At 65.8% G+C, this 771-nt stretch carries 1 protein-coding gene; it reads right to left on the reverse strand.

Features of this window, described 5'->3' with window-relative positions:
• Positions 1-490, reverse strand: a 490-nt coding sequence (locus AC0IYH_RS28970; protein WP_471837438.1) for a kinase/pyrophosphorylase, incomplete at its 3' end; no start/stop codon positions are given.
• Between the last annotated feature and the right edge of the window lie 281 nt (positions 491-771).

The raw sequence follows: 771 nt of genomic DNA on the forward strand, positions 1-771 counted from the left end.
CGAGGTAGATCGAGGTCGGCGTCTTCGACGAGCGGCTGACGCCCGCCAGGACGATGTCCGCCTCCTCCCATTCCTCGTGCGCGATGCCGTCGTCATGCGCGATGGTCCACTGAATCGCATCGACACGTGCGAAAGAGGCGGCGTCGAGGACGTGCTGCCGCCCAGGCCGCGCTTTCGCCTGCTGACCCAGCATCGCCGACAGCGCGTCGTTGACGGGATCGAGCGGCGCGACCGCGGGTAGCCCGAGCCCGGCGCACCGCGTCTCCAGCGTCCGCCGCATCGCCGGATTGACGAGCGTGTAGACGACGAGGCCCGGATTCTGCGCGATCTCCGCGAGGATGCGGTCGAGATGCATCACCGTCCGGACCATCGGCCAGAAGTGGCGGACCGTCTCGACATCGTCGAACTGCGCGAGCGCCGCCTTGGCGATATTCTCCAGCGTCTCGCCGGTCGAATCCGACAGCAAATGCAGGTGAAGCCGCGTCGTCACCGGGGGTGAGCAGGATAGGCGGCGAGACAGGTCGCGGGGCCGGTGAGCGATGCTGTGGGCCGATCTGTGGATAACATGGGGATAAGAGGTAGCGTAACCCGCCCACCCGGCCAAGCGAGGCCGTGATGGTGGACAATCGGCATTTCATCCACAGGCGCGTCCACAGCCGCGCATTTTATCCACAGGCTGTGAAAAGCGGGGACGGTTGGTCCGAATCGCGCGTGATTCAGCGACTCCCGCGCGGTCAAGCTGTTGGCATTTCCGGGACGGATGCCTAATCC

The sequence above is a fragment of the Pseudomonas sp. AC463 genome (genome assembly GCF_979253585.1).